Origin of the sequence: Acerihabitans sp. (assembly GCF_036398755.1) — a bacterium.
GTDB lineage: Bacteria > Pseudomonadota > Gammaproteobacteria > Enterobacterales > Enterobacteriaceae > Acerihabitans.
This window is the reverse complement of the sequence record NZ_DASWOM010000057.1, coordinates 1-16,142: the sequence shown is the minus strand read 5'-3', so window position 1 is coordinate 16,142 and position 16,142 is coordinate 1. Positions and strand designations below refer to the sequence as shown.

At 59.6% G+C, this 16,142-nt stretch carries 21 protein-coding genes; 4 read left to right on the top strand and 17 right to left on the bottom strand.

The window, feature by feature from the left end; all coding sequences use genetic code 11:
- The 12 genes from fliQ to fliF all read right to left on the bottom strand — a co-directional run bounded on the left by fliQ (nt 1) and on the right by fliF (nt 10,255).
- On the bottom strand, nt 1-270 hold the full coding sequence (gene fliQ / locus VGC33_RS09495) for a flagellar biosynthesis protein FliQ (RefSeq protein WP_331120503.1): 270 nt from the start codon (nt 268-270) through the stop codon (nt 1-3).
- Nucleotides 271-293: 23 nt separating this feature from the next.
- Complete coding sequence (fliP, locus tag VGC33_RS09490) at nt 294-1,061, bottom strand: flagellar type III secretion system pore protein FliP (RefSeq protein ID WP_524535652.1); 768 nt, start codon at nt 1,059-1,061, stop codon at nt 294-296.
- Nucleotides 1,058-1,456, bottom strand: a complete 399-nt coding sequence (fliO, locus tag VGC33_RS09485; protein WP_331120502.1) for a flagellar biosynthetic protein FliO — start codon at nt 1,454-1,456, stop codon at nt 1,058-1,060. The genes fliP and fliO overlap by 4 nt, the downstream gene beginning before the upstream one ends.
- Nucleotides 1,457-1,876: a flagellar motor switch protein FliN gene (gene fliN / locus VGC33_RS09480; RefSeq protein WP_331120501.1), complete on the bottom strand. Its 420-nt coding sequence runs from the start codon at nt 1,874-1,876 to the stop codon at nt 1,457-1,459.
- Nucleotides 1,869-2,870: a flagellar motor switch protein FliM gene (gene fliM, locus VGC33_RS09475; protein ID WP_331120500.1), complete on the bottom strand. Its 1,002-nt coding sequence runs from the start codon at nt 2,868-2,870 to the stop codon at nt 1,869-1,871. The genes fliN and fliM overlap by 8 nt, the downstream gene beginning before the upstream one ends.
- Nucleotides 2,871-2,875: 5 nt before the next feature.
- Nucleotides 2,876-3,355 (bottom strand): flagellar basal body-associated protein FliL, encoded by a 480-nt coding sequence (fliL, locus tag VGC33_RS09470; protein ID WP_331120499.1) that lies wholly within the window; start codon nt 3,353-3,355, stop codon nt 2,876-2,878.
- A 149-nt stretch (nt 3,356-3,504) separates the two neighbouring features.
- A complete protein-coding gene (locus tag VGC33_RS09465) occupies nt 3,505-5,052 on the bottom strand; it encodes a flagellar hook-length control protein FliK (protein ID WP_331120498.1) in 1,548 nt (515 codons plus the stop codon).
- Nucleotides 5,049-5,492 carry a flagellar export protein FliJ gene (gene fliJ, locus VGC33_RS09460; RefSeq protein ID WP_331120497.1) on the bottom strand — a complete coding sequence of 148 codons (444 nt, stop codon included), beginning with the start codon at nt 5,490-5,492 and terminating at the stop codon, nt 5,049-5,051. Before fliJ ends, VGC33_RS09465 begins: the two co-directional genes overlap by 4 nt.
- A 9-nt stretch (nt 5,493-5,501) precedes the next feature.
- Nucleotides 5,502-6,872 carry a flagellar protein export ATPase FliI gene (fliI, locus tag VGC33_RS09455; protein ID WP_331120496.1) on the bottom strand — a complete coding sequence of 457 codons (1,371 nt, stop codon included), beginning with the start codon at nt 6,870-6,872 and terminating at the stop codon, nt 5,502-5,504.
- On the bottom strand, nt 6,872-7,561 hold the full coding sequence (fliH, locus tag VGC33_RS09450; protein ID WP_331120495.1) for a flagellar assembly protein FliH: 690 nt from the start codon (nt 7,559-7,561) through the stop codon (nt 6,872-6,874). The genes fliI and fliH overlap by 1 nt, the downstream gene beginning before the upstream one ends.
- Nucleotides 7,554-8,546, bottom strand: a complete 993-nt coding sequence (gene fliG, locus VGC33_RS09445; RefSeq protein WP_331120494.1) for a flagellar motor switch protein FliG — start codon at nt 8,544-8,546, stop codon at nt 7,554-7,556. Before fliG ends, fliH begins: the two co-directional genes overlap by 8 nt.
- Nucleotides 8,543-10,255: a flagellar basal-body MS-ring/collar protein FliF gene (gene fliF / locus VGC33_RS09440; protein WP_331120493.1), complete on the bottom strand. Its 1,713-nt coding sequence runs from the start codon at nt 10,253-10,255 to the stop codon at nt 8,543-8,545. The genes fliG and fliF overlap by 4 nt, the downstream gene beginning before the upstream one ends.
- Nucleotides 10,256-10,490: 235 nt before the next feature.
- Between fliF and fliE the strand changes: the two genes are divergently transcribed.
- Entirely contained in the window at nt 10,491-10,802 is a 312-nt protein-coding gene (gene fliE / locus VGC33_RS09435; protein WP_331120492.1) for a flagellar hook-basal body complex protein FliE, read from the top strand.
- 99 nt (nt 10,803-10,901) lie between these two features.
- A complete protein-coding gene (locus VGC33_RS09430) occupies nt 10,902-11,105 on the top strand; it encodes a hypothetical protein (RefSeq protein WP_331120491.1) in 204 nt (67 codons plus the stop codon).
- Between the two features lie 29 nt (nt 11,106-11,134).
- Here the strand turns inward: VGC33_RS09430 and VGC33_RS09425 are convergent, their stop codons facing one another.
- The 5 genes from VGC33_RS09425 to fliD all read right to left on the bottom strand — a co-directional run bounded on the left by VGC33_RS09425 (nt 11,135) and on the right by fliD (nt 14,202).
- Nucleotides 11,135-11,296: a YnfU family zinc-binding protein gene (locus VGC33_RS09425; protein WP_331120490.1), complete on the bottom strand. Its 162-nt coding sequence runs from the start codon at nt 11,294-11,296 to the stop codon at nt 11,135-11,137.
- 158 nt (nt 11,297-11,454) lie between these two features.
- On the bottom strand, nt 11,455-11,709 hold the full coding sequence (locus tag VGC33_RS09420; RefSeq protein ID WP_331120489.1) for a CsbD family protein: 255 nt from the start codon (nt 11,707-11,709) through the stop codon (nt 11,455-11,457).
- Between the two features lie 120 nt (nt 11,710-11,829).
- Nucleotides 11,830-12,207 (bottom strand): flagellar protein FliT, encoded by a 378-nt coding sequence (fliT, locus tag VGC33_RS09415; protein ID WP_331120488.1) that lies wholly within the window; start codon nt 12,205-12,207, stop codon nt 11,830-11,832.
- 138 nt (nt 12,208-12,345) lie between these two features.
- Nucleotides 12,346-12,735 (bottom strand): flagellar export chaperone FliS, encoded by a 390-nt coding sequence (gene fliS, locus VGC33_RS09410; protein WP_331120487.1) that lies wholly within the window; start codon nt 12,733-12,735, stop codon nt 12,346-12,348.
- 42 nt (nt 12,736-12,777) lie between these two features.
- The gene (fliD, locus tag VGC33_RS09405; RefSeq protein WP_331120486.1) at nt 12,778-14,202 is read right to left on the bottom strand and encodes a flagellar filament capping protein FliD; all 1,425 of its coding nucleotides are present in this window, start codon (nt 14,200-14,202) and stop codon (nt 12,778-12,780) included.
- A 94-nt stretch (nt 14,203-14,296) separates the two neighbouring features.
- Here fliD and VGC33_RS09400 point away from each other — a divergent pair, with 94 nt between their 5' ends.
- Both VGC33_RS09400 and VGC33_RS09395 read left to right on the top strand, forming a co-directional pair.
- On the top strand, nt 14,297-14,449 hold the full coding sequence (locus VGC33_RS09400) for a hypothetical protein (protein WP_331120485.1): 153 nt from the start codon (nt 14,297-14,299) through the stop codon (nt 14,447-14,449).
- A gap of 36 nt (nt 14,450-14,485) precedes the next feature.
- Nucleotides 14,486-15,994, top strand: coding sequence for a flagellin N-terminal helical domain-containing protein (locus VGC33_RS09395; RefSeq protein WP_331120484.1), 1,509 nt, complete (start codon nt 14,486-14,488; stop codon nt 15,992-15,994).
- Nucleotides 15,995-16,142 lie beyond the last annotated feature (148 nt).

The window sequence follows — 16,142 nt, the reverse complement described above, 5'->3', positions numbered from 1 at the left end:
TCAGCCGGCGAGCGCGGGCAGGCCGGCGAACAGCGTGCGCATATAGTCCAGGATCAGGTTAAGCATCCAGGGACCGGCAATCACGATGGTGGCTACCACCGCCAGGATTTTGGGTATAAATGATAAGGTCATTTCATTGATCTGGGTGGCGGCCTGCAGCAGGCTGATGACAAGGCCGCTTATCAGGGCGGCCATCAGCATCGGCGCCGCCAGCGCCAGCGCCACTAAAATTGCCTCGTGGCCAAGGGCCATCACCGATTCCGGTGTCATATGCTGCCTGTCTTGTTTAGGGGTTAAGTATAAAAACTCTGCGCCAGCGAACTCAACAGCAGTTGCCAGCCGTCCACCAGCACAAACAACATCAGCTTAAAGGGCAGCGAGATGGTGGCGGGGGGCACCATCATCATGCCGAGCGCCATCAGCACGCTGGCCACCACCAGATCGATAATCAGGAAGGGGATGAAAATGGTGAACCCGATTTGAAAGGCGGTTTTCAGCTCGCTGGTGACATAGGCCGGCAGCAGGATGCGCAGGGGCACCGCTTCCGGGCCGTCAAGCGGCGGCGCTTTGGCCAGCCGGGCAAACAGGGCCAGATCCGCTTCGCGCGTCTGGCGCAGCATAAAGACCCGCAAAGGCTGCGCCCCTTTTTCCAGCGCGGCCTGCATGGTGATTTTGTTTTCGCTTAGCGGCAGATAGGCGTCGTCGTAGATGGTATTGAATACCGGCGCCATGATAAAAAAAGTCAGGAACAGCGCCAGCCCCAGCAATACCTGGTTGGGCGGCGCGGACGGCGTGCCGATGGCGCTGCGCAGCAGCCCCAGGACGATAATGATGCGCGTAAAACAGGTCATCATCAGCAGCGCGGCGGGAATAAAGGTCAGCGAGGTGAGGAATACCAGCGTCTGGACCGGCAGCGACCAGTTCTGCCCGCCGCCCGCCAGCGGCTGGCTGATGATGCCGGGCAGTTGCGCCCAGCCGCACGGGGCGAAGGCAAGCAGCGCCAGCCCAAGGGCGACAAGCCGGCCGATTCCGGGCCGGCGGCAACCAGGTAGCCTTATCATCGGGCGGTTCCGGTCCTTTGCATTATCTGGCGCAGGCGCCGGCGAAAATCCGGCGGCGCGATATCGCTATCCGGGGCGCCGGGCGGCGCCTGGAGCTTATGCAGCGGTGTAATCTGCTGCGCGGTAACGCCCAGCACCAGCCAGGTGCCCTCGACGTCCACCACCACCACGCGCTCCCGCGTGCCCAGGGAACAGCTGGCCAATATTTTCAGCCGTTGCGATTGCTTTGCGCCCGGCGCCAGACCCAGCTTACGTACCACCCAGGCGCCGAGGATAATAACCAGCAGGATGGCGCCCAAGGCGCTGCCGACCTGGGTCAGGGCGCCGGCGCCGTTGAATTCGTGGCCGGCGGGAGGCGAAGGCTGCGTGGTGACCAGGGGCTGCGCGGCGGTCATTTAGCGGCTCAACCTGCGCATGCGTTCGGAAGGGGTAATGATATCGGTAATGCGCACGCCGTATTTATCCGCCACCACCACCACCTCGCCTTGGGCTATCAGGTAGCCGTTGATCAAAATATCCAGCGGTTCGCCGGCCAGTCCGTCCAGCGCCACCACCGAGCCCTGCGACAGCCGCAGCAGCTCCTTGATGGTCATTTTGGTCCGCCCCAGTTCGACGGTCAGCTTAACCGGGATATCCATGATCATATCGATATCCTGCAACGGGCCGGCGTTATCCTCGGCGGTCAACTGATGGAAAATACCGTCGGTGGACGCCGGTGATTCCTTGCCGGCGGACTGCTGCTCGTCGAATGCCTCCGCCCACAGATCGTCGGCGGACGGCGTCTCTTCACCGGACGGTTTCTTAGGGTCACTCATCGGGCTGTTCCTCATTAAGGGAGTTCAATACGGGATTGATAAGTTGTTTTACACTGAGCGCATACTGACCGTTCAGGGTGCCGTAGGTACTGGTCAGCACCGGCACGCCGTCCACATGGGAAATCAGGTAATCGGGCTTTTCGATGGGCAGCACGTCGCCGGGCGCCAGCTTGAGTATTTCCGATAACCGCAGCGAGACCTCGGCAAAATTAGCCACCAGTTCCAGTTGCGTATGCTGAACCTGTTTGACCAGGTTTTCCCGCCAGCCCTGATCTTCCACCCGGGAGTATTCCAGCGGCGGATTGGTCAGCAGTTCCCGTAACGGTTCAATCATGGAAAACGGAATGCAAATATAGAATTCACCCACCATCGAGCCGATTTCCACATGAAACGGCGTGGTGACCACGATGTCGTTGGGCGAGGTGGTGATATTGGTGAACTTAACCTGCATCTCGGCGCGCACGTATTCCACGTGCAGCTTATAGATGGCGTTCCAGGCGTCTTCATAGCCTTCCAGCGCCAGCTTCAGCATGCGGCGGATCACCCGCTGCTCGGTATGGGTGAATTCCCGGCCCTCCACCTTGATGGGAAACCGGCCGTCGCCGCCGAACAGATTGTCCACCGCGATAAACACCAGGCTGGGCGAAAACACCAGCAGGGCGGTGCCGCGCAGCGGCTTGAGGTGGATCAGGTTCAGGTTGGTCGGCACCGGCAGGTTGCGGGCAAAATCATGATAGGGCTGGATCTTGATGGCGCCGACGGTAATATCCGGGCTGCGCCGCAGTAAATTAAACAAGCCCATGCGAAACGAGCGGGCAAAACGCTCGTTGATGATTTCCAGCGCCTGCAGCCGTTCACGCACCACCCGCCGCTGGGTATTGGGATCGTAGGGTTTGACGTCGTTTTCAATGCCCGCGCTGACCGGCTGCTGCTCAACGTCGTCGCCATTGAGCAACGCATCGATTTCCGCCTGGGATAATATGCTATCGCCCATGATGATCAGCGCAGGATAAATGCGGTGAAAAGGACATCATCCACGGCGGGCCGAGGCTGGCCCGCCGCCAATGGCTCGTTCAAAACCAGTTTAATCTGTTCCACCAACTGTTGTTTTCCCTTGTCGCTTGCCAGCGCTTCCGCGTCCTGGCGGGTCAGCAGCAGCAGCAGACGGCTGCGCACCGTCGGCAGGAAATCCAGCAATGTCCGGCGGGTGGGCTCGTCCGGCAGGCGCAGCGTCAGGCCGATATAGAGTACGCGGTCGGGATCGTTGGCCGGATTGACCAGGTTAACGGTGAAGGTGTCCAGCGGCAAAAATATCGGGATTGGCGCCGCGGGGGCCGAGGTCGCCATCACGGTCTGGCCGGGCAGGCGATGCTGCCACCAGAGGTAACCCGCCGCGCCGCCAGCTGCCAGGGCGATGACCACCAGGATCACCAGCCATTTTGATTGTTTCCGAGCCGAAGGAAGCACATTTTGAGACATAACGATTAGGTATTCCTGTAAACGTGACGGCATTTTTCCATTGCGACAGGCGCAAAATGCCGGTTATTGATGGCAATTATCCCGTCTCCCGAGTAATTCAATAGGGCGAATAGGCGGGATAATTTGCCTTAACTTGTCCGTTTGCGATATCAGGCAAAGGTATCTATTCCGGCGGCGCGTTCGGCGCTATCCACGGATGCGGGCGCCAGGTCGCCGCCGGCGTTAACGGCGACGGCGTCAATGGAAAATCCCGAAGCCGCGCGGGCGTTGCCGGCCGCATCCTGGCCGGTGCCGCCCCCGCCGGGCGTGGCGTCGCTGCCGACGCTGCTCTGTCCAAGCTGGATGCCGCTTTCCGCCAGTGAGGCGCGCAGCTGCGGCAGCGCGTCTTCCAGCGCCGAGCGCACCTGGCTGTGACCCGAAACCATATGGATCTGCGCCTGGTTATTGCCGTCCATTTGCAGGCTTATCCGCAGGGCGCCGAGATTATCCGGATGCAGGCGCAGCTCGGCGTTCTGCTGGCCGTTGCGCAACTGCATCAGCACCTGTTGGCCAATGGCCTGACGCCATTCGTCGCTGCCCAACTGGGCGCTGACAAGCGCGGAGGACGGGGTGGGCGTGCCGGTGACGGCTGCGTCGGCGGCGCTCAGCGTGGGGGTGACCGGCGCCGTCGCGCCCGGCGTGGGTGCGAACGTCTCGGACATGATGCCGGTGGTTTTTTTCAGGATCAGGACGGCGGTCGGGTCGGATCCGTCCCGGTCGCTCCCGGCCCCGGCGGCGAGGGCCGGGTCAACAGGCACGGCGGCCGCGGTGGTTAAGCCCGCATCGGCGGCGGTTGACGCCGGCTTGCCCTTGGTGGCCGCGGTGGCGGGGGCGGTTTTCAGCTCGGGGGTCACTGCGCCGGCGGTTTTGGCGGGTAACAGGCCCGCGGCCGGGATCGCGGACGCCAGCGTCGCCGCCTCGCCGCTGGCCGTGGCGGTCAAGGCGTCCCGCGCGCCGCCGGTCGTCGGATTGACGTCGGCGTTATTTGCGGCGTCGCCGCCGGTCCGGACCACTGCCGGCGCTGCGGCGCCGGCATTAGCGGCGCTGTCGGAGCCCTGGCTGACCATGGCGTTAGCGGCGTCGCCGATCGTGGCGTTAATCGCGGGGCCGCCGGCGATGGTGGCGTTTATGGCGCTGCCGTCGGCGTTGATGAATGTGCCGTTAACGGCGGCGCCCGCGCCGGTGGCGCTACCGCTGTCGGTCGCGGAGCCGGCGGCATTGGCCGCGGACGCGGCGGCGGCCGGACGGGTTAACGCCAGCAAGGCCATCAGGGCCGCGGCGGCGTCGCTGTCCAGTGCCGGGTCCGCCTGCTGTGCCGTGGTTACCGGCGCGCTTTCCCCGGCGCTGGGGGCATCGGCGGCGGCCGGCGGCGTCTCGTTTGCGTCGTCGTTCCGCGCGCCGCCGTTCAGCCGGGCGGCCAGTTTTTGCGCCAACAGATCCGGGCGTGACGGTTCATTTACTACCGTCGCGGGCGAGCCATCGGTTGCCGGTGCGGTCCGGGCGCGACCGGACCCGGCGCTGGGCGACGCCTGCCGATCGTTCACCTTGCCGCTCAGCACGGCGCTGAAATCCAGCGCCGCGCCGCGGGTCGGTTTAGCACTGTTGCCGGCGCCGTCCGGACCCGGCAATGGCGTCATGTCTCTGGCTGCGACTATCATAGGTGTTTCCTCGCGCTCGCCCGCTGGGCGAACTCATCCATTCGTTTTTGATCCTGGCGGTTATCCCGCGCCAGCTGAAGCTGCTGGTGGCGGGTATGTAACGTCACCAATGCGTTAAGGCGCTGATGTTTGCCCTGCCAGGCCTGAATCGCCTGCTGCAGCCGCTGGTTCCATTGCGCCAGCAGGGTTCGATGCTGCTCGATGGCGGTTTCAAGCGTAATAATAAACTGCTGGTAGTTATACCAACTGGCGGAAGCCATGCCCTCGGTCATGCCGCGCTGGAGCTTTTGCCGGTATTCCCGTTCATATTCCTGAAGCTGCTCCAGCTGCCTGCGGGCCAGCTGATGGGATTGGCGAACTTGTCCGAGGCGGATGGCCGCCTGGTCCAGCTCTTCTTTTGCCCGTTCGCGCAAAACGTCCAGCGGTGCGTTACTTTTCATTGATCCTCGTTAACCGGCTTCACTGAATATTCCCTGCAATTGTTCGCAGGCGGGCAGATATTCGCAGCGCTGATGCATGTCCTGTTGTAAAAACGCTTCAATGGCCGGGTAAAGCGCGATGGCGCGATCGAGCTGCGGATCGCTGCCGGCGGCGTAGGCGCCGACGCTGATTAAATCCCGGTTGCGCTGGTAGCGTGACAGCAGTTGCTTAAACTGCCGCACCAGCGTTTCCTGCGCCACGGGCACGATGGCGTTCATGGCGCGGCTAATGGACGCCTCGATATCAATGGCCGGATAATGTCCGGCCTCGGCCAATTGGCGCGACAGCACGATATGGCCGTCAAGAATGGCGCGCGCGGCGTCGGCGATGGGATCTTGCTGATCGTCGCCCTCGGTCAGCACGGTATAAAACGCGGTAATGGAGCCGCCGCCGCTGATGCCGTTGCCGGCGCGCTCCACCAGCGCGGGCAGACGCGCGAATACCGACGGCGGATAGCCCTTGGTGGCCGGCGGTTCGCCGACCGCCAGGGCGATTTCACGCTGCGCCATGGCGTAGCGGGTCAGGGAATCCATGATAAGCAAGACATGGCTGCCGCGGTCGCGGAAATCCTCGGCGATACGGGTAGCGTACGAGGCGCCCTGCATACGCAGCAGCGGCGACACGTCCGCCGGGGCGGCGATCACCACCGAGCGCGCCAGTCCTTCGGCGCCCAGGATATTGTCGATAAAATCCTTCACTTCGCGCCCGCGCTCGCCGATAAGCCCCACCACAATCACATCGGCCTGGGTATAACGCGCCATCATGCCCAGCAGTACGCTCTTGCCCACGCCGGACCCGGCGAACAGCCCCATGCGCTGGCCGCGGCCGACGGTGAGCAGGGCGTTAATGGTTCGCACGCCGACGTCGAGCACATCGTAAATCGGCGTGCGCTGCAGAGGATTGACCGGCGCGGTGTTTAACGATGCGCGATAGCCGGTATCCGGGGGCGGCAGTCCGTCCAGCGGCTTGCCGCCCCCGTCCAGCACGCGGCCCAGCAGGGCGGTGCCCAGCGGCAGCTGTTTGCCATTCTGGCCGTCGGCGCGCCTGCGGGCATAAACGCGCGCGCCGGGCACAATGCCTTCCACTTCCTCAAGCGGCATCAGGAATAGCTTATCGCCGTTAAATCCCACCACTTCACAATCGATTTCCTCGATGTTGCCGCCGTCGCCCCGCCGCTCAATCAGGCAGGGCGCGCCCAGCGGCAGTTGCAGACCGGTGGCTTCCATAATCAGACCGGTGGCGCGGGTCAGCCTGCCATAGTGCCTGACCTGCGGCGTAGCGGACAAACGCTGCTCAAAAGAGTCAAGGCTATCCAGCCAACGGACCAGGCGGTTGGTCATTACACCTCTCCCGGCGCGGCCAGGCGGCACAGTTCGTGCCAGCGGGTGGCGAGACTGGCGTCGATATCGCCTTCCTGCGAGGTGACTTTGCAACCGCCGGGATGCAGCTCATCGTCGGGGATCAGGCGCCAGCCGTGCAGTTTCAGCGTCGCGCCCAGATGCTGTTCCACCAGCGCGATCTGGGTCGAATGCACGCGCAGCTGCGGTTTCCCGCTCAACATCGGCTCCTGATGCATCAACCGCTGGATAAGGCTTAGCATGGCATCGCCGCCAAGCGCCGGCTCCTGGCCCAATACCTGCCGGGCGGCGGTCAGCGCCAGCTGCGCCAGCCGCTCGGCCATCACGCTGTCAAGGGAGTCCAGAGTATGCTGGAAATCGTTCACCAGCATTTGCAATTGCGCGACGGCCGGCTGCTGATCGCGCTGTATTTGCAGCCGTCCCTCTTCCTGCCCGGCGCGCAGCCCGGCCTGGTAGCCTTCCTGCTGCCCTTGCTTAACGCCTTCGGCATAACCGCTGCGGTGCGCATCCTGCCTGGCCTGGTTGCGCAGGGCGTTGATGGCCGCCTGCTGTATCTGCGCGTCATCCGTCTGGGCATCCTCCCCGGTCGGCAGCATGGCGGGCAGCACCGGATTCGCCAGATCGGTCAATGCCCACGGGCGCCAGGGTAAATGGTTAAATGCATCAGACATAGGTATCCTCTCCGCCACCGATAGCCATTTCGCCGCTTTCCGCCAAACGGCGGACAATCAGCAAAATCGCCTTTTGTTCGTTTTCCACATGCGACATCCGCACCGGACCGCGGGTGGCCAAATCGTCGCGCAGGATTTCGGCCGAACGCTGCGGCATATTGCGCAGGAACTTCTCGCGCAACGGCGGCTGGGCATTTTTCAGGGCGATCAGCAGGGATTCGGACTCCACTTCCTGCAGCAAACGCTGGATACTGCGGTCGTCCACTTCCACCAGGTTTTCGAACAGGAACATTTCGTCGATGATCTTTTGCGCCAATTCGTGATCGTAGCCGCGCACCGCCTCGATAACCGACTCTTCCTGCTGGGTTTTCATCAGGTTGATAATCTCGGCCGCGGTGCGCACGCCGCCCATTTTGCTGCGTTTCAGGTTCTGGCCGTCGAGCAGGCCGTTCAGCACCTCGGTCAGCTCCGCCAGCGCGGCCGGCTGTACGCCGCCGAAGGTGGCGATACGCAACATGACGTCGTTACGCAGCTTTTCGTCGAACAGCGCCAGGATATCGGCGGCCTGCGAGCGCCGCAGATGGACCAGGATGGTGGCGATAATCTGCGGATGCTCTTCGTGGATCAAATCCGCCGCGTTCTGCGGCTCCATAAAGTTCAGCGTTTCCATGCCGGTGGTGGTTTCGCGGGTTTCGAGGATATCTTCCAGCAGGCTGGAGGCCCGTTCCTCGCCCAACGCCTTGATAAGCACCGAACGTAAAAAATCGCCGGCGTTGAGGCTGAGCGCGGCATATTGCTCGGATTCGATCTCGAACTCTTTCAGCACTTCCAGCAGTTCCTGCTGCGAGGTCTGGTGCATATTGGCCATGGCGCTGCTCAACTGCTGCACCTCACGGACCGATAAGTGCTTAAAGACCTCCGCCGCGCGATCCTCGCCCAATGTCATCAATAAAATGGCGCTTTTTTCAGTTCCGCTCAGGCTCATTGTTCGGTGCTCATCCATTGGCGGATAACTAACGCCACTATGCGGGGATCCTGATCCGTCATATCGCGGATCCGTTGGCTGCGGGCCTCGGTATTTTCCCGTTGCTGCGCCCGTTTTTGATCTTCTTGCTGATCGCGGCTAAGCCTGACCACCACATCTTCGGCGGCCGGCTCAGACGCCGGCGCCGTTCCCGTCGCCTGCGCCGGCGCCTCGGGCCTGACTCGCAGCAGCGGTTTGACCAGCTTGCGCCATAGGATCCAGGCCACCAGCAGCACCAGCAGCCAGCGTCCGGCGGTCATCAAGAGGTCGAAGAAAGACGCCTGCTGCCAGAACGGCAACGCGCCGCCGTTGTCTTCGGTGGTGACAAACGGCGCATTGACCACGTTAAGGCTGTCGCCGCGATCGGCGGAGAAGCCCATGGCCTCGCGGGTTAAATCCTCAATCTGCTTGATCTGATCCGGCGTAAGCGGCGTACCGGGCTTACCGGCCTCGCCGGGCAAATAGTTGACCACCACCGCCACCGATAAACGCTGCAGGTTGCCTTCACTGCGTTTTACATGCACCACCTTATGATCCAGCTCATAGTTGATGGTTTCATCATGCCGGGTATTCGACGGCGTGACGGCGCGGGACGGGGCGCCGGCTTGCCCGTTGACGCCGGCGCGAACGCCGGGCGCCGTGGTCTGGCCGTTGGTATTGGTCACGGGCGGCTTGTCAATCGGCGCGACGGCGGCCGGGGCCGGCTGGTTGGACAACGCGCCGGGCACGCCGCCCAGCGGCGCACCGCCCAACTGCTCGCTTTGCGCGACCTGTTTGGAGCGAATGGCCGAGTTATCGTCACGGCCGTTGGGCTGGTATTGTTCTTCGGTCTGCTCATGGCTATCGAAATCGATTTGCGCCGTCACCTGGGCATGCACGTTGGCGCTGCCCACCACCGGCGCCAGAATGGTTTCGATGCGGCGCTGGTAGCGGTTTTCCAGCTCATTGTTGAATTTAAGCTGGGTGGCGTTCAGCGCGCGGCCGTTGGCGTCGGCCTGGGTCAGCAAATGTCCCTGCTGGTCCAGTACCGTTACGCTTGCCGGCGGCAAACCGGCCACGCTGCTGGAAATCATATAGACGATGGCGTTCACCTGGCCGTCATCCAGCGCGCGGCCGGGCTGCAGGTTCAGGGTCACCGAGGCGGAGGGGTTTTTCTGTTCGCGCACAAACAGCGACGGCTTGGGCAACGCCAAATGCACCCGGGCCGACTGCACCGGTCCCAGGGTTTCGATGGTGCGCGCCAGTTCGCCTTCCAGCGCCCGCTGGTAATTGATCTGCTCGCTGAACTGGCTGATACCGAATTTTTCCTGATCCAGCAGCTCGAATCCCACCGAACCGCCTTTCGGCAGGCCGAGGCTGGCCATTTTCAGACGGGTTTCATGTACCGATTCGCCCGGCACCAGTATTGCCGTGCCCTGTTCGGTAAAGCGGTAGGGAACATTCATCTGCGTCAGCTGCGCGACGATATCGCCGCCGTCGCGATCGCCCAAATTACTGTACAGCACCCGATAATCAGGGCTTTTCGCCCATAACGCCAATACCACCACCACCGCTATCATCGCGGCGCTGGCGATAGCCGCGGCTATTTTAGGATGGCTGCGCAGCCGGTCCAGCATCGGCATGAACGGATTTTTGCCCTGTGCGCTAGCACCGTTTTTAGCCGTACTCATCGCATTGATCCGCCATGAGTTGAACGGTGTTGCTTAATCGCTGATAACAAAACACTCTCCCTGCGGTGCTTAACGGGCGTAGCCGGCGGACATCATATAAATGTGGGTGCCATTATTTGCCTTTAGCAACACAATCGATGGCTGAAATAACCGTGTGTTTTAGCGTTATTTAGCGCCTTAGGCCCGCGGGGGTTCTGCTAAGGTAGCCGTCAGCATAAAAATCCGAGGAAAGGTCATGGCCATTCAGGGTATTGAATCAGCGGTCCAGCAACTGCAACAGGCCGCCAGGGCGGCGGGCGCCGTGAGCGAGCAGCCCCAGTCCGGCGGCGGGTTCGCCGGCATGCTCAGCGCGGCATTGGATAAAATCAGCGATACGCAAAACCAGGCCCGTGTCCAATCGGAAGCGTTCGCCACCGGCAACTCGGCGTTGGGACTTAATGATGTGATGGTCGATTTGCAGAAAACCTCCATCTCGCTGCAAACCGGCGTACAGGTCAGGAACAAAATGGTGGCGGCTTACCAGGACATCATGAATATGTCGGTCTAGCCGCGCCGCCTCCGCTCTGTCCCGCCGCGGCTTTTCGTGCCGCGGTCATTTTTCTGCAATATATCAGCGGCAAAATGGGGAAGAGAATTGGAGGGGGCGATGACGATACCGCTAGAGGCGTTGGGGCAGACCCATGATAGGGTAAGTCTGTTGATAGGCCAGGCCAGTCTGGCGTTGCATCGGCGCGGCGCCAGGATCAATCCGGACGCTATCGTGGCGTACCTGGCCGCCGAGCAGGAAAGCGAGAATGATGAAACCCGGCGTTTTTTTCTCGGCGTGGCGATAGGCTTGCTGTCGGTGTAGCGCGGCGTCTGATTCGCGGACGTTAACGTCTATTTGTCTTTGGGCAGGAAATAGTGGCCGCATTTCGGGCAGACCAGGGTGATGTTTTTACGTACTTTCAGGGCGGGCTGCTGGGTTGCGAAACCGCATTCCGGGCAGGTGACTTTGACTGAGGTACTGCCGAACGCCTTAAGCGCATCAAAGATAGACATAATAATCGCCGCGGCTATTGTGAGGTATTCATAATACCACTTCGCCATCGGTATAGCTCTTGCTGCTTTTGCTATCAGGGGCTTAACGCAACACCGGGCAATCGCCTGTGACCACTGGCATCGCCCGGCGCCGGCCGGTCGGGATGGATGACGCGGATTTAGTGACGGCGGTGGCCCAAAATCTTCGCCAGTAAAAATCCCACGCCGCTGGCGATAAGCAATGCTGGCACCGGATCCCTGGCGGTTTTTTCTTTAATCTGGTCAATACAGTCGTTGACGCTGTAAGACGCCTGCGCGGCGCGTTTACGGATTTTGCCTTCCAGGTGCAGCGCGCTGTCGCCGGTGGCGCGGCCCACTTCTTCCTGGCCTTTACCCGCAAATTCTTCCGCTTTATCTTTGGCTTTATCAAACATTGTTATCATCCTTTATGATTGTTCACCCTGTAAATATAGGCGAAAATATCAATTTTGCCTCCCATGTAGGCCTGCGCGCCTTTTTTAGGACGATTCCCGCGCCGCCGCCGTCGCCGGCGGCTATTTTTTTATCTCCCCCGGCAGCATAGACGCCCGATCGGAAAATTTATGATAAGCCGAGTTGATAGACTGCTGACGGTTTGACTGGCCGATTAACTCTTTTAGCTGGTCAAGACGTGATCGGAGCAAATGGTTAACTTCATGTTCATTTTTCAGCAACTGCTGTAATACCCGAGCAATGTTATCCTGGATAACGGCGGAAAGCGGACTCTCCTGCCGTGAATTGAGCTCGGCGATTTTTGCCACGGCCTGAACATATTTTTCTTCAATATAGACCAAGGCATCCCATTCTGACTGACGTGCCATCGACAGCATATTTTCGCTTAACGCAAGAATTTGCTGATAATGGGCTAAAAGGGAAGGGCAAGCATCCATCATGACTATCCTAATAAGTATCGGACATATAAATTGGGTTAATTATGCTCATTATCTAGCTATTTTTATCACACACCAGGACGTGTGGAGATAACCATGATTAGAAACGAAACATGAATCTGATAATCAGAACATTCCTCGTTAGGGTTGCGGGCCGCCGGGGGAAATATGTTTCCAGGCGTCGGCTATATCGGTTAACAGCAGGCGTATTTCCTGTAGCAGGCCGCGATCGTTATGCAGGTTTACCTGGATAAGCTGCCGGCAAAAGTACTCATACAGCCCGGCCAGGTTATGGCTGAGCTCGCCGCCGTTTTCCATGTCCAGTGCCGTTTTCAGGCCGTTATCAATGATTTCTATTGCTTTGGTCAGGGCATTGCCTTTTGCGGCGATATTGCCCTGCGCTATAAATATATCCGCTTTCGCCAGGGAGCTGAGCGCCCCGTCAAATAGCAGGGTAATCAGTTTATGCGGGCTGGCGCTCATTACGCTGCTCTCCAAGCCCACCACGGCATATGCTTGTGAACCGTACATATTTACTTTCCTTCCTTTCCATAGGGTTGATGCCAACGGCAATTAACTGCTGCTGGACGTGTTGGAGATGGCATCAAATTGCTGGGTTAAATAAGTGGCGGTATTGTTTAAGGACGATACCAGCACGTCCAGCTGGGTAAACTGTTTTTTATAGCGGGCAATATTATTGGTAATGCTGCTTTGCACTTGGGTGTACTGCTTGCTCAGGCCGGTCAGCACATCGGCCAGGCTGTCCTTGGTATCACTGATGGTGCCGCTATCCTCGGTAAAAGAGGTGATAACGGACGACATCTGGGTGGCCAGTCCGGTGGTCTTGCCGTCGCCGGCAAAAAAATCCGCCACCTGCGACGGATTATTCGCCAGGTTTTTGACCAATGTGGCTTCATCGGTAGCCAGGGTGCCGTCTTTATTGAGCGTAATGCCGATTTGGCTCAATACCTTGATGCCGTCGCTGCTCTGGCCCGCGCCCAATATGCTGCCCAACTGGCTTTTAACCGAGGTTAACACACTGTCGCTCAGCAGCACGCCATTGCTGGCATCCGGCGCGGTGCCCGCCGTTACGGGGGTATATTTGGTCAGGGTGGCAAAGGTGCTTTGCAGGGTGTTATAGGCCGAAACCCAATCCTCGACGGCTTTGGTGGAATCGGTGGCGCTCTGGCGCACGATCAGGTTTTGCGCGCTGGCATTGACGGCCGTCAGGGTAAGGGTCACGCCCTGGGGCACGTCGGTGATGGTATTACTGCTGCGATCAACCTTGATGCCGTTCAGGGTTAACTGGGCATTCTGGGCGGTGACGGCGGCGTTCATGCCGGATGCGGTCTTATCGGCATCGGTGCCGTTGCTGTCGTAGCCCAGGATACCGTTCAAGGTGCTGTCGCCGGTCACGTCCATGGTGACGTTGGACGCGGTGCCGGTGGTATTGGACGTCACCACCAGTTGATAACCGCTGTCGCCGGATTGCACGATACTGGCGGTGACGCCGGCGTTGGCCTTGTTTATGGCGTCGCGCACTCCGCTCAGGGTGGTTTGGGCATCGGTCAGGGGTATGGCCACGGTCTTGCCGGCGCCCACCGTAATGTTCAGGCTGCGGGTAGTGCTGCTGGCGCCGATAAGCGAGCTGGTATCGGCAAACACTTGCTTGGTGGCCAGCGACTGCGCCGTCGCCAGCTGGGTGACCTGGATGCTGAAGCTGCCGCTGACCGCGGTGTCGCCCGCCACCGAGGTAAATCCCTCGGTGGTGCTGGTCACCTTGGCGCCGTAGAGCGTTTTATTGGACAGCGCCTTGGTGGCGGTATTAAAGGTTTCGAGCGCGCTTTGCAGCGTGCTGTACGCCGTTACTTTGGCATTGACGTTGGTCTGCTTGGTGGTTATCGGCGTTAACCGCTTGTTTTCGTCGGTGGTCAACGTATCCAGTAGGGTGCTCAGATCCAGGTTGGATCCTACGCCTAATGAACTGATGCTGGTCATGATGCTCTCCTGGTATTTGCACGGTAGGCGAAGCGGTTATCGGCACCGACGGCAATAAGTTTACCGGGATTTTTTCAGCGTCATGGGGGATGGAATGGAAAATAAGGGGGTTAATTCCGGCTATTGGATTACCGGCGGGGCGGGCAGGGCGAAAGTTGCATTTTTAATTAAAGGTTACCGGCTCCTCGCCGATACCTTGTGGGACGGTCATCAACGCCTACCCGTTTTGATGGCCGAATTATTTTAACTCAGTCCTGATGCATGATTTCAAAGGAATATTACCATGGCTCAAGTTATCAATACTAACAGCATCTCCCTGCTGGCCCAGAACAACCTGAACAAGTCTCAGTCAAAACTGAGTACCGCTATCGAACGTCTGTCATCAGGCCTGCGCATCAACAGCGCTAAAGATGACGCCGCCGGCCAGGCGATCTCCAACCGCTTTACCTCCAATATCAACGGCCTGACCCAGGCGTCGCGTAATGCCAACGACGGCATCTCCCTGGCGCAGACCACCGAAGGCGCGCTGGACGAAATCAATACCAACCTGCAGGCCATCCGTACCCTGACCGTACAGTCGCAGACCGGCACCAACTCCGCCAGCGACCTGCAGTCCATCCAGGACGAAGTGACCCAGCGCCTGTCGGAAGTCGACCGTATCTCCAAACAAACCGACTTCAATGGCGTCAAGGTGTTGAGCTCTGATAAGACCCTGTCGATCCAGGTCGGTTCCAACGATGGTGAAACCATCGATATAGACCTGAAAAAAATCGACTCTGGTACCCTGAAGTTGGGTACCTTTAACGTTAACGGCCCTACCGGCGCCACCACCAGCACAGCGATCACCACTGGTACCGCCGTGCCTGCGACTGGTACCGTTAAGGTTACCGCCACCGCCGTGGATGGCGGCGCAAATACTAACAAAGTTGCCATTGAAGCCGGCTCGATCCTGACCGACGGCACCAATAATTTCGTCAAGGGCAGCGATGACAAATATTATGCCGCCAAAGTAGCCGTAGACAGCACGGGTAAATTAACAGCCACGGTAGATGATGCCGAAGCTGGAACAGCCACCGCGCCTAGCGGCACCCTGACCGCCGTAACCACTGGCAGCGCTGCTAAATATAGCTCCTTGGCCGCCGCTGTCGTCACCACGGGCAACCCTGATGCTACCGCCATCGCTGCGGGTGCGCTGGTGTCGGATACGGACGGTAATTATTCCGTACACACCTCCACTGGTAATTATGCCGCCACTGTTGCTATCGACGACAACGGTAAATTAACAGCGACCGTGGCCGCCGGCACTAAACTGACCTCAACAAATGCGGATAACAACGCCGCATCAGCAGTGGATGCCACGAAAACCACGCTGGTACAGGATAAAAACAATCATTATTTTATTCAGGATACTTCTACCACCGGCACCACAAAATATTACGCGGCGCAAGTGACTAGTGATGCAGAGGGCAATGTTACTGGCTCTACCTATGATTCCAGCAAAGAAGTGAAGGCCGCGACTACGGATCCGTTGAAAACCCTGGATGACGCATTGTCCACCGTTGATACCCTGCGCTCCAAGCTGGGCGCGGTGGAAAACCGTTTTGACTCCACTATCAACAACCTGGCCAGCACCACCAGCAACCTGAGCGAAGCGCAATCGCGCATTCAGGATGCCGACTATGCGACTGAAGTCTCCAATATGAGCAAGGCGCAGATCCTGCAACAGGCCGGCACCTCGGTTCTGGCCCAGGCCAACCAGGTTCCGCAGACCGTGCTGAAACTGCTGCAATAATCCTGCTTTATGGCGCCTTTGTTGCCGACAGGCCCCGCTTATGCGGGGCTTTTTTTGCTTTAATCACCGCCGCGCTAAAATAATAATCGCCGCCGGCGACGATAACAGCCTGTTTATACAAGATAAATGCCAGGGTCTCCGGCAAAGT

Excerpts from the sequence above, each read along its gene's own strand:
- fliQ (WP_331120503.1), bottom strand. The coding sequence starts at position 270 with ATGACACCGGAATCGGTGATGGCCCTTGGCCACGAGGCAATTTTAGTG.
- fliP (WP_524535652.1), bottom strand. The coding sequence starts at position 1,061 with ATGATAAGGCTACCTGGTTGCCGCCGGCCCGGAATCGGCCGGCTTGTC.
- fliO (WP_331120502.1), bottom strand. The coding sequence starts at position 1,456 with ATGACCGCCGCGCAGCCCCTGGTCACCACGCAGCCTTCGCCTCCCGCC.
- fliN (WP_331120501.1), bottom strand. The coding sequence starts at position 1,876 with ATGAGTGACCCTAAGAAACCGTCCGGTGAAGAGACGCCGTCCGCCGAC.
- fliM (WP_331120500.1), bottom strand. The coding sequence starts at position 2,870 with ATGGGCGATAGCATATTATCCCAGGCGGAAATCGATGCGTTGCTCAAT.
- fliL (WP_331120499.1), bottom strand. The coding sequence starts at position 3,355 with ATGTCTCAAAATGTGCTTCCTTCGGCTCGGAAACAATCAAAATGGCTG.
- VGC33_RS09465 (WP_331120498.1), bottom strand. The coding sequence starts at position 5,052 with ATGATAGTCGCAGCCAGAGACATGACGCCATTGCCGGGTCCGGACGGC.
- fliJ (WP_331120497.1), bottom strand. The coding sequence starts at position 5,492 with ATGAAAAGTAACGCACCGCTGGACGTTTTGCGCGAACGGGCAAAAGAA.
- fliI (WP_331120496.1), bottom strand. The coding sequence starts at position 6,872 with ATGACCAACCGCCTGGTCCGTTGGCTGGATAGCCTTGACTCTTTTGAG.
- fliH (WP_331120495.1), bottom strand. The coding sequence starts at position 7,561 with ATGTCTGATGCATTTAACCATTTACCCTGGCGCCCGTGGGCATTGACC.
- fliG (WP_331120494.1), bottom strand. The coding sequence starts at position 8,546 with ATGAGCCTGAGCGGAACTGAAAAAAGCGCCATTTTATTGATGACATTG.
- fliF (WP_331120493.1), bottom strand. The coding sequence starts at position 10,255 with ATGAGTACGGCTAAAAACGGTGCTAGCGCACAGGGCAAAAATCCGTTC.
- fliE (WP_331120492.1), top strand. The coding sequence starts at position 10,491 with ATGGCCATTCAGGGTATTGAATCAGCGGTCCAGCAACTGCAACAGGCC.
- VGC33_RS09430 (WP_331120491.1), top strand. The coding sequence starts at position 10,902 with ATGACGATACCGCTAGAGGCGTTGGGGCAGACCCATGATAGGGTAAGT.
- VGC33_RS09425 (WP_331120490.1), bottom strand. The coding sequence starts at position 11,296 with ATGTCTATCTTTGATGCGCTTAAGGCGTTCGGCAGTACCTCAGTCAAA.
- VGC33_RS09420 (WP_331120489.1), bottom strand. The coding sequence starts at position 11,709 with ATGTTTGATAAAGCCAAAGATAAAGCGGAAGAATTTGCGGGTAAAGGC.
- fliT (WP_331120488.1), bottom strand. The coding sequence starts at position 12,207 with ATGATGGATGCTTGCCCTTCCCTTTTAGCCCATTATCAGCAAATTCTT.
- fliS (WP_331120487.1), bottom strand. The coding sequence starts at position 12,735 with ATGTACGGTTCACAAGCATATGCCGTGGTGGGCTTGGAGAGCAGCGTA.
- fliD (WP_331120486.1), bottom strand. The coding sequence starts at position 14,202 with ATGACCAGCATCAGTTCATTAGGCGTAGGATCCAACCTGGATCTGAGC.
- VGC33_RS09400 (WP_331120485.1), top strand. The coding sequence starts at position 14,297 with ATGGAAAATAAGGGGGTTAATTCCGGCTATTGGATTACCGGCGGGGCG.
- VGC33_RS09395 (WP_331120484.1), top strand. The coding sequence starts at position 14,486 with ATGGCTCAAGTTATCAATACTAACAGCATCTCCCTGCTGGCCCAGAAC.